This window comes from Vibrio sp. R10-SG-ISO4 (genome assembly GCF_059834135.1).
Map to the genome: position 1 here is coordinate 168,079 of NZ_JCBDHJ010000015.1, position 12,998 is coordinate 181,076.

2 protein-coding genes are annotated in these 12,998 nt (G+C 61.4%); both read left to right on the forward strand.

Annotation, left to right across the window (positions count from 1 at the left end; all coding sequences use genetic code 11):
• The first annotated feature begins 130 nt into the window (after positions 1 to 130).
• A complete protein-coding gene (locus tag AC6R03_RS09520; protein WP_500653658.1) occupies positions 131 to 7,114 on the forward strand; it encodes a cadherin-like domain-containing protein in 6,984 nt (2,327 codons plus the stop codon).
• Positions 7,098 to 12,998, forward strand: a 5,901-nt coding sequence (locus AC6R03_RS09525) for a cadherin-like domain-containing protein (RefSeq protein ID WP_500653659.1), incomplete at its 3' end; no start/stop codon positions are given. The genes AC6R03_RS09520 and AC6R03_RS09525, both read left to right, overlap by 17 nt.

The window sequence follows — 12,998 nt, forward strand, 5'->3', positions numbered from 1 at the left end:
CAAAGTGACAGGGTTAGAAATCGGTTTGTTGAATTAACGCGTAGTGTTAATTTATAGCTGTGATTAATAAGTCTTTGCTTACCATCATCACATTAAAGCAGAGATCATTAGAAAGGATTAGAGGCGCGTTATGAGTTTTGTCACGCATGCATTGATCGGTAACCTAGCCGGTGGTCAAATCATTGTTATTGATAAAAATGGCAATGTAAGAATCGTCAATGAAGGAGAACAACTCCTTCCCGGCGAAGTTGTCATTTCCGGCGATGCCAGCCTCGTTGAATCCGCATCAAATCCTGAAGTCAGCGTAAACCTGGTTCAAGACAGTGGTGACCTCACGGACATCACAGGTGAAATCGATGCCATTTTCGCTGCATTAGAAGAAGGCGTAGACCCAACCCAATTAGGCGATGAATTCGCCACCGCCGCCGGTGGAACCTCCGGCTCATCGCTAACCCCAACGGGAACGATTGAGCGTGATGGGGTAGAAGCCTTAGCGAGTACGAACTTTGATACTTCAGGTTTGGAGTCAATTGGATTATCGACTACTCAGAGTCTCGCTTTATTAAACCCTCAATTCTCCCCTATTTTTGTTGACATCACCAACGACCCGTTGGGTGAAAGTACGACGGTTGTTACTGACGAAGATACACCGATCAGTGGCACGCTAACCGCTACCGATCAGAATACTCAAGATACCCTAACTTATTCTCAATCTACTGCACCTACTAATGGTACTGCTGTCGTCAACCCAGACGGCACGTGGACATACACGCCTAATGAAAACTACAACGGCCCAGATAGCTTCACTGTTATTGTTGATGATGGCAATGGCGGCACAGACACGCTCGTTGTAAATATTGATGTGACTCCGGTGAATGACGCGCCGGTGGCGAAAGACGCGACTGACACGACCGAAGAAAACACGGTACTGACTGGCAACGTGCCAGCGGCGACGGATGTGGACGGCACGGTGGATGCCAATGGCTACGCACTGGTAGAGGGCGTGGGCGCAGGCAACGGTACGCTGGTCTTCAACAATGACGGCAGCTACACGTTCACCCCAGGCAGCGACTTCGACGCTCTGGGCGATACAGAAAGCCGCGATGTGACGTTCACGTACACCGCGACCGACGACGATGGCGCGGTGAGCGAGCCGAAGACCATCACCATCACGGTGACGGGCACGAATGACGCGCCGGTGGCGAAAGACGCGACTGACACGACCGAAGAAAACACGGTACTGACTGGCAACGTGCCAGCGGCGACGGATGTGGACGGCACGGTGGATGCCAATGGCTACGCACTGGTAGAGGGCGTGGGCGCAGGCAACGGTACGCTGGTCTTCAACAATGACGGCAGCTACACGTTCACCCCAGGCAGCGACTTCGACGCTCTGGGCGATACAGAAAGCCGCGATGTGACGTTCACGTACACCGCGACCGACGACGATGGCGCGGTGAGCGAGCCGAAGACCATCACCATCACGGTGACGGGCACGAATGACGCGCCGGTGGCGAAAGACGCGACTGACACGACCGAAGAAAACACGGTACTGACTGGCAACGTGCCAGCGGCGACGGATGTGGACGGCACGGTGGATGCCAATGGCTACGCACTGGTAGAGGGCGTGGGCGCAGGCAACGGTACGCTGGTCTTCAACAATGACGGCAGCTACACGTTCACCCCAGGCAGCGACTTCGACGCTCTGGGCGATACAGAAAGCCGCGATGTGACGTTCACGTACACCGCGACCGACGACGATGGCGCGGTGAGCGAGCCGAAGACCATCACCATCACGGTGACGGGCACGAATGACGCGCCGGTGGCGAAAGACGCGACTGACACGACCGAAGAAAACACGGTACTGACTGGCAACGTGCCAGCGGCGACGGATGTGGACGGCACGGTGGATGCCAATGGCTACGCACTGGTAGAGGGCGTGGGCGCAGGCAACGGTACGCTGGTCTTCAACAATGACGGCAGCTACACGTTCACCCCAGGCAGCGACTTCGACGCTCTGGGCGATACAGAAAGCCGCGATGTGACGTTCACGTACACCGCGACCGACGACGATGGCGCGGTGAGCGAGCCGAAGACCATCACCATCACGGTGACGGGCACGAATGACGCGCCGGTGGCGAAAGACGCGACTGACACGACCGAAGAAAACACGGTACTGACTGGCAACGTGCCAGCGGCGACGGATGTGGACGGCACGGTGGATGCCAATGGCTACGCACTGGTAGAGGGCGTGGGCGCAGGCAACGGTACGCTGGTCTTCAACAATGACGGCAGCTACACGTTCACCCCAGGCAGCGACTTCGACGCTCTGGGCGATACAGAAAGCCGCGATGTGACGTTCACGTACACCGCGACCGACGACGATGGCGCGGTGAGCGAGCCGAAGACCATCACCATCACGGTGACGGGCACGAATGACGCGCCGGTGGCGAAAGACGCGACTGACACGACCGAAGAAAACACGGTACTGACTGGCAACGTGCCAGCGGCGACGGATGTGGACGGCACGGTGGATGCCAATGGCTACGCACTGGTAGAGGGCGTGGGCGCAGGCAACGGTACGCTGGTCTTCAACAATGACGGCAGCTACACGTTCACCCCAGGCAGCGACTTCGACGCTCTGGGCGATACAGAAAGCCGCGATGTGACGTTCACGTACACCGCGACCGACGACGATGGCGCGGTGAGCGAGCCGAAGACCATCACCATCACGGTGACGGGCACGAATGACGCGCCGGTGGCGAAAGACGCGACTGACACGACCGAAGAAAACACGGTACTGACTGGCAACGTGCCAGCGGCGACGGATGTGGACGGCACGGTGGATGCCAATGGCTACGCACTGGTAGAGGGCGTGGGCGCAGGCAACGGTACGCTGGTCTTCAACAATGACGGCAGCTACACGTTCACCCCAGGCAGCGACTTCGACGCTCTGGGCGATACAGAAAGCCGCGATGTGACGTTCACGTACACCGCGACCGACGACGATGGCGCGGTGAGCGAGCCGAAGACCATCACCATCACGGTGACGGGCACGAATGACGCGCCGGTGGCGAAAGACGCGACTGACACGACCGAAGAAAACACGGTACTGACTGGCAACGTGCCAGCGGCGACGGATGTGGACGGCACGGTGGATGCCAATGGCTACGCACTGGTAGAGGGCGTGGGCGCAGGCAACGGTACGCTGGTCTTCAACAATGACGGCAGCTACACGTTCACCCCAGGCAGCGACTTCGACGCTCTGGGCGATACAGAAAGCCGCGATGTGACGTTCACGTACACCGCGACCGACGACGATGGCGCGGTGAGCGAGCCGAAGACCATCACCATCACGGTGACGGGCACGAATGACGCGCCGGTGGCGAAAGACGCGACTGACACGACCGAAGAAAACACGGTACTGACTGGCAACGTGCCAGCGGCGACGGATGTGGACGGCACGGTGGATGCCAATGGCTACGCACTGGTAGAGGGCGTGGGCGCAGGCAACGGTACGCTGGTCTTCAACAATGACGGCAGCTACACGTTCACCCCAGGCAGCGACTTCGACGCTCTGGGCGATACAGAAAGCCGCGATGTGACGTTCACGTACACCGCGACCGACGACGATGGCGCGGTGAGCGAGCCGAAGACCATCACCATCACGGTGACGGGCACGAATGACGCGCCGGTGGCGAAAGACGCGACTGACACGACCGAAGAAAACACGGTACTGACTGGCAACGTGCCAGCGGCGACGGATGTGGACGGCACGGTGGATGCCAATGGCTACGCACTGGTAGAGGGCGTGGGCGCAGGCAACGGTACGCTGGTCTTCAACAATGACGGCAGCTACACGTTCACCCCAGGCAGCGACTTCGACGCTCTGGGCGATACAGAAAGCCGCGATGTGACGTTCACGTACACCGCGACCGACGACGATGGCGCGGTGAGCGAGCCGAAGACCATCACCATCACGGTGACGGGCACGAATGACGCGCCGGTGGCGAAAGACGCGACTGACACGACCGAAGAAAACACGGTACTGACTGGCAACGTGCCAGCGGCGACGGATGTGGACGGCACGGTGGATGCCAATGGCTACGCACTGGTAGAGGGCGTGGGCGCAGGCAACGGTACGCTGGTCTTCAACAATGACGGCAGCTACACGTTCACCCCAGGCAGCGACTTCGACGCTCTGGGCGATACAGAAAGCCGCGATGTGACGTTCACGTACACCGCGACCGACGACGATGGCGCGGTGAGCGAGCCGAAGACCATCACCATCACGGTGACGGGCACGAATGACGCGCCGGTGGCGAAAGACGCGACTGACACGACCGAAGAAAACACGGTACTGACTGGCAACGTGCCAGCGGCGACGGATGTGGACGGCACGGTGGATGCCAATGGCTACGCACTGGTAGAGGGCGTGGGCGCAGGCAACGGTACGCTGGTCTTCAACAATGACGGCAGCTACACGTTCACCCCAGGCAGCGACTTCGACGCTCTGGGCGATACAGAAAGCCGCGATGTGACGTTCACGTACACCGCGACCGACGACGATGGCGCGGTGAGCGAGCCGAAGACCATCACCATCACGGTGACGGGCACGAATGACGCGCCGGTGGCGAAAGACGCGACTGACACGACCGAAGAAAACACGGTACTGACTGGCAACGTGCCAGCGGCGACGGATGTGGACGGCACGGTGGATGCCAATGGCTACGCACTGGTAGAGGGCGTGGGCGCAGGCAACGGTACGCTGGTCTTCAACAATGACGGCAGCTACACGTTCACCCCAGGCAGCGACTTCGACGCTCTGGGCGATACAGAAAGCCGCGATGTGACGTTCACGTACACCGCGACCGACGACGATGGCGCGGTGAGCGAGCCGAAGACCATCACCATCACGGTGACGGGCACGAATGACGCGCCGGTGGCGAAAGACGCGACTGACACGACCGAAGAAAACACGGTACTGACTGGCAACGTGCCAGCGGCGACGGATGTGGACGGCACGGTGGATGCCAATGGCTACGCACTGGTAGAGGGCGTGGGCGCAGGCAACGGTACGCTGGTCTTCAACAATGACGGCAGCTACACGTTCACCCCAGGCAGCGACTTCGACGCTCTGGGCGATACAGAAAGCCGCGATGTGACGTTCACGTACACCGCGACCGACGACGATGGCGCGGTGAGCGAGCCGAAGACCATCACCATCACGGTGACGGGCACGAATGACGCGCCGGTGGCGAAAGACGCGACTGACACGACCGAAGAAAACACGGTACTGACTGGCAACGTGCCAGCGGCGACGGATGTGGACGGCACGGTGGATGCCAATGGCTACGCACTGGTAGAGGGCGTGGGCGCAGGCAACGGTACGCTGGTCTTCAACAATGACGGCAGCTACACGTTCACCCCAGGCAGCGACTTCGACGCTCTGGGCGATACAGAAAGCCGCGATGTGACGTTCACGTACACCGCGACCGACGACGATGGCGCGGTGAGCGAGCCGAAGACCATCACCATCACGGTGACGGGCACGAATGACGCGCCGGTGGCGAAAGACGCGACTGACACGACCGAAGAAAACACGGTACTGACTGGCAACGTGCCAGCGGCGACGGATGTGGACGGCACGGTGGATGCCAATGGCTACGCACTGGTAGAGGGCGTGGGCGCAGGCAACGGTACGCTGGTCTTCAACAATGACGGCAGCTACACGTTCACCCCAGGCAGCGACTTCGACGCTCTGGGCGATACAGAAAGCCGCGATGTGACGTTCACGTACACCGCGACCGACGACGATGGCGCGGTGAGCGAGCCGAAGACCATCACCATCACGGTGACGGGCACGAATGACGCGCCGGTGGCGAAAGACGCGACTGACACGACCGAAGAAAACACGGTACTGACTGGCAACGTGCCAGCGGCGACGGATGTGGACGGCACGGTGGATGCCAATGGCTACGCACTGGTAGAGGGCGTGGGCGCAGGCAACGGTACGCTGGTCTTCAACAATGACGGCAGCTACACGTTCACCCCAGGCAGCGACTTCGACGCTCTGGGCGATACAGAAAGCCGCGATGTGACGTTCACGTACACCGCGACCGACGATGGCGCGGTGAGCGAGCCGAAGACCATCACCATCACGGTGACGGGCACGAATGACGCGCCGGTGGCGAAAGACGCGACTGACACGACCGAAGAAAACACGGTACTGACTGGCAACGTGCCAGCGGCGACGGATGTGGACGGCACGGTGGATGCCAATGGCTACGCACTGGTAGAGGGCGTGGGCGCAGGCAACGGTACGCTGGTCTTCAACAATGACGGCAGCTACACGTTCACCCCAGGCAGCGACTTCGACGCTCTGGGCGATACAGAAAGCCGCGATGTGACGTTCACGTACACCGCGACCGACGACGATGGCGCGGTGAGCGAGCCGAAGACCATCACCATCACGGTGACGGGCACGAATGACGCGCCGGTGGCGAAAGACGCGACTGACACGACCGAAGAAAACACGGTACTGACTGGCAACGTGCCAGCGGCGACGGATGTGGACGGCACGGTGGATGCCAATGGCTACGCACTGGTAGAGGGCGTGGGCGCAGGCAACGGTACGCTGGTCTTCAACAATGACGGCAGCTACACGTTCACCCCAGGCAGCGACTTCGACGCTCTGGGCGATACAGAAAGCCGCGATGTGACGTTCACGTACACCGCGACCGACGACGATGGCGCGGTGAGCGAGCCGAAGACCATCACCATCACGGTGACGGGCACGAATGACGCGCCGGTGGCGAAAGACGCGACTGACACGACCGAAGAAAACACGGTACTGACTGGCAACGTGCCAGCGGCGACGGATGTGGACGGCACGGTGGATGCCAATGGCTACGCACTGGTAGAGGGCGTGGGCGCAGGCAACGGTACGCTGGTCTTCAACAATGACGGCAGCTACACGTTCACCCCAGGCAGCGACTTCGACGCTCTGGGCGATACAGAAAGCCGCGATGTGACGTTCACGTACACCGCGACCGACGACGATGGCGCGGTGAGCGAGCAAAGACATCACCATCACGGTGACGGGCACGAATGACGCGCCGGTGGCGAAAGACGCGACTGACACGACCGAAGAAAACACGGTACTGACTGGCAACGTGCCAGCGGCGACGGATGTGGACGGCACGGTGGATGCCAATGGCTACGCACTGGTAGAGGGCGTGGGCGCAGGCAACGGTACGCTGGTCTTCAACAATGACGGCAGCTACACGTTCACCCCAGGCAGCGACTTCGACGCTCTGGGCGATACAGAAAGCCGCGATGTGACGTTCACGTACACCGCGACCGACGACGATGGCGCGGTGAGCGAGCCGAAGACCATCACCATCACGGTGACGGGCACGAATGACGCGCCGGTGGCGAAAGACGCGACTGACACGACCGAAGAAAACACGGTACTGACTGGCAACGTGCCAGCGGCGACGGATGTGGACGGCACGGTGGATGCCAATGGCTACGCACTGGTAGAGGGCGTGGGCGCAGGCAACGGTACGCTGGTCTTCAACAATGACGGCAGCTACACGTTCACCCCAGGCAGCGACTTCGACGCTCTGGGCGATACAGAAAGCCGCGATGTGACGTTCACGTACACCGCGACCGACGACGATGGCGCGGTGAGCGAGCCGAAGACCATCACCATCACGGTGACGGGCACGAATGACGCGCCGGTGGCGAAAGACGCGACTGACACGACCGAAGAAAACACGGTACTGACTGGCAACGTGCCAGCGGCGACGGATGTGGACGGCACGGTGGATGCCAATGGCTACGCACTGGTAGAGGGCGTGGGCGCAGGCAACGGTACGCTGGTCTTCAACAATGACGGCAGCTACACGTTCACCCCAGGCAGCGACTTCGACGCTCTGGGCGATACAGAAAGCCGCGATGTGACGTTCACGTACACCGCGACCGACGACGATGGCGCGGTGAGCGAGCCGAAGACCATCACCATCACGGTGACGGGCACGAATGACGCGCCGGTGGCGAAAGACGCGACTGACACGACCGAAGAAAACACGGTACTGACTGGCAACGTGCCAGCGGCGACGGATGTGGACGGCACGGTGGATGCCAATGGCTACGCACTGGTAGAGGGCGTGGGCGCAGGCAACGGTACGCTGGTCTTCAACAATGACGGCAGCTACACGTTCACCCCAGGCAGCGACTTCGACGCTCTGGGCGATACAGAAAGCCGCGATGTGACGTTCACGTACACCGCGACCGACGACGATGGCGCGGTGAGCGAGCCGAAGACCATCACCATCACGGTGACGGGCACGAATGACGCGCCGGTGGCGAAAGACGCGACTGACACGACCGAAGAAAACACGGTACTGACTGGCAACGTGCCAGCGGCGACGGATGTGGACGGCACGGTGGATGCCAATGGCTACGCACTGGTAGAGGGCGTGGGCGCAGGCAACGGTACGCTGGTCTTCAACAATGACGGCAGCTACACGTTCACCCCAGGCAGCGACTTCGACGCTCTGGGCGATACAGAAAGCCGCGATGTGACGTTCACGTACACCGCGACCGACGACGATGGCGCGGTGAGCGAGCCGAAGACCATCACCATCACGGTGACGGGCACGAATGACGCGCCGGTGGCGAAAGACGCGACTGACACGACCGAAGAAAACACGGTACTGACTGGCAACGTGCCAGCGGCGACGGATGTGGACGGCACGGTGGATGCCAATGGCTACGCACTGGTAGAGGGCGTGGGCGCAGGCAACGGTACGCTGGTCTTCAACAATGACGGCAGCTACACGTTCACCCCAGGCAGCGACTTCGACGCTCTGGGCGATACAGAAAGCCGCGATGTGACGTTCACGTACACCGCGACCGACGACGATGGCGCGGTGAGCGAGCCGAAGACCATCACCATCACGGTGACGGGCACGAATGACGCGCCGGTGGCGAAAGACGCGACTGACACGACCGAAGAAAACACGGTACTGACTGGCAACGTGCCAGCGGCGACGGATGTGGACGGCACGGTGGATGCCAATGGCTACGCACTGGTAGAGGGCGTGGGCGCAGGCAACGGTACGCTGGTCTTCAACAATGACGGCAGCTACACGTTCACCCCAGGCAGCGACTTCGACGCTCTGGGCGATACAGAAAGCCGCGATGTGACGTTCACGTACACCGCGACCGACGACGATGGCGCGGTGAGCGAGCCGAAGACCATCACCATCACGGTGACGGGCACGAATGACGCGCCGGTGGCGAAAGACGCGACTGACACGACCGAAGAAAACACGGTACTGACTGGCAACGTGCCAGCGGCGACGGATGTGGACGGCACGGTGGATGCCAATGGCTACGCACTGGTAGAGGGCGTGGGCGCAGGCAACGGTACGCTGGTCTTCAACAATGACGGCAGCTACACGTTCACCCCAGGCAGCGACTTCGACGCTCTGGGCGATACAGAAAGCCGCGATGTGACGTTCACGTACACCGCGACCGACGACGATGGCGCGGTGAGCGAGCCGAAGACCATCACCATCACGGTGACGGGCACGAATGACGCGCCGGTGGCGAAAGACGCGACTGACACGACCGAAGAAAACACGGTACTGACTGGCAACGTGCCAGCGGCGACGGATGTGGACGGCACGGTGGATGCCAATGGCTACGCACTGGTAGAGGGCGTGGGCGCAGGCAACGGTACGCTGGTCTTCAACAATGACGGCAGCTACACGTTCACCCCAGGCAGCGACTTCGACGCTCTGGGCGATACAGAAAGCCGCGATGTGACGTTCACGTACACCGCGACCGACGACGATGGCGCGGTGAGCGAGCCGAAGACCATCACCATCACGGTGACGGGCACGAATGACGCGCCGGTGGCGAAAGACGCGACTGACACGACCGAAGAAAACACGGTACTGACTGGCAACGTGCCAGCGGCGACGGATGTGGACGGCACGGTGGATGCCAATGGCTACGCACTGGTAGAGGGCGTGGGCGCAGGCAACGGTACGCTGGTCTTCAACAATGACGGCAGCTACACGTTCACCCCAGGCAGCGACTTCGACGCTCTGGGCGATACAGAAAGCCGCGATGTGACGTTCACGTACACCGCGACCGACGACGATGGCGCGGTGAGCGAGCCGAAGACCATCACCATCACGGTGACGGGCACGAATGACGCGCCGGTGGCGAAAGACGCGACTGACACGACCGAAGAAAACACGGTACTGACTGGCAACGTGCCAGCGGCGACGGATGTGGACGGCACGGTGGATGCCAATGGCTACGCACTGGTAGAGGGCGTGGGCGCAGGCAACGGTACGCTGGTCTTCAACAATGACGGCAGCTACACGTTCACCCCAGGCAGCGACTTCGACGCTCTGGGCGATACAGAAAGCCGCGATGTGACGTTCACGTACACCGCGACCGACGACGATGGCGCGGTGAGCGAGCCGAAGACCATCACCATCACGGTGACGGGCACGAATGACGCGCCGGTGGCGAAAGACGCGACTGACACGACCGAAGAAAACACGGTACTGACTGGCAACGTGCCAGCGGCGACGGATGTGGACGGCACGGTGGATGCCAATGGCTACGCACTGGTAGAGGGCGTGGGCGCAGGCAACGGTACGCTGGTCTTCAACAATGACGGCAGCTACACGTTCACCCCAGGCAGCGACTTCGACGCTCTGGGCGATACAGAAAGCCGCGATGTGACGTTCACGTACACCGCGACCGACGACGATGGCGCGGTGAGCGAGCCGAAGACCATCACCATCACGGTGACGGGCACGAATGACGCGCCGGTGGCGAAAGACGCGACTGACACGACCGAAGAAAACACGGTACTGACTGGCAACGTGCCAGCGGCGACGGATGTGGACGGCACGGTGGATGCCAATGGCTACGCACTGGTAGAGGGCGTGGGCGCAGGCAACGGTACGCTGGTCTTCAACAATGACGGCAGCTACACGTTCACCCCAGGCAGCGACTTCGACGCTCTGGGCGATACAGAAAGCCGCGATGTGACGTTCACGTACACCGCGACCGACGACGATGGCGCGGTGAGCGAGCCGAAGACCATCACCATCACGGTGACGGGCACGAATGACGCGCCGGTGGCGAAAGACGCGACTGACACGACCGAAGAAAACACGGTACTGACTGGCAACGTGCCAGCGGCGACGGATGTGGACGGCACGGTGGATGCCAATGGCTACGCACTGGTAGAGGGCGTGGGCGCAGGCAACGGTACGCTGGTCTTCAACAATGACGGCAGCTACACGTTCACCCCAGGCAGCGACTTCGACGCTCTGGGCGATACAGAAAGCCGCGATGTGACGTTCACGTACACCGCGACCGACGACGATGGCGCGGTGAGCGAGCCGAAGACCATCACCATCACGGTGACGGGCACGAATGACGCGCCGGTGGCGAAAGACGCGACTGACACGACCGAAGAAAACACGGTACTGACTGGCAACGTGCCAGCGGCGACGGATGTGGACGGCACGGTGGATGCCAATGGCTACGCACTGGTAGAGGGCGTGGGCGCAGGCAACGGTACGCTGGTCTTCAACAATGACGGCAGCTACACGTTCACCCCAGGCAGCGACTTCGACGCTCTGGGCGATACAGAAAGCCGCGATGTGACGTTCACGTACACCGCGACCGACGACGATGGCGCGGTGAGCGAGCCGAAGACCATCACCATCACGGTGACGGGCACGAATGACGCGCCGGTGGCGAAAGACGCGACTGACACGACCGAAGAAAACACGGTACTGACTGGCAACGTGCCAGCGGCGACGGATGTGGACGGCACGGTGGATGCCAATGGCTACGCACTGGTAGAGGGCGTGGGCGCAGGCAACGGTACGCTGGTCTTCAACAATGACGGCAGCTACACGTTCACCCCAGGCAGCGACTTCGACGCTCTGGGCGATACAGAAAGCCGCGATGTGACGTTCACGTACACCGCGACCGACGACGATGGCGCGGTGAGCGAGCCGAAGACCATCACCATCACGGTGACGGGCACGAATGACGCGCCGGTGGCGAAAGACGCGACTGACACGACCGAAGAAAACACGGTACTGACTGGCAACGTGCCAGCGGCGACGGATGTGGACGGCACGGTGGATGCCAATGGCTACGCACTGGTAGAGGGCGTGGGCGCAGGCAACGGTACGCTGGTCTTCAACAATGACGGCAGCTACACGTTCACCCCAGGCAGCGACTTCGACGCTCTGGGCGATACAGAAAGCCGCGATGTGACGTTCACGTACACCGCGACCGACGACGATGGCGCGGTGAGCGAGCCGAAGACCATCACCATCACGGTGACGGGCACGAATGACGCGCCGGTGGCGAAAGACGCGACTGACACGACCGAAGAAAACACGGTACTGACTGGCAACGTGCCAGCGGCGACGGATGTGGACGGCACGGTGGATGCCAATGGCTACGCACTGGTAGAGGGCGTGGGCGCAGGCAACGGTACGCTGGTCTTCAACAATGACGGCAGCTACACGTTCACCCCAGGCAGCGACTTCGACGCTCTGGGCGATACAGAAAGCCGCGATGTGACGTTCACGTACACCGCGACCGACGACGATGGCGCGGTGAGCGAGCCGAAGACCATCACCATCACGGTGACGGGCACGAATGACGCGCCGGTGGCGAAAGACGCGACTGACACGACCGAAGAAAACACGGTACTGACTGGCAACGTGCCAGCGGCGACGGATGTGGACGGCACGGTGGATGCCAATGGCTACGCACTGGTAGAGGGCGTGGGCGCAGGCAACGGTACGCTGGTCTTCAACAATGACGGCAGCTACACGTTCACCCCAGGCAGCGACTTCGACGCTCTGGGCGATACAGAAAGCCGCGATGTGACGTTCACGTACACCGCGACCGACGACGATGGCGCGGTG

Bases quoted from the DNA above. Each gene is read 5' to 3' on its own strand.
- AC6R03_RS09520 (WP_500653658.1), top strand. From the start codon at position 131: ATGAGTTTTGTCACGCATGCATTGATCGGTAACCTAGCCGGTGGTCAA.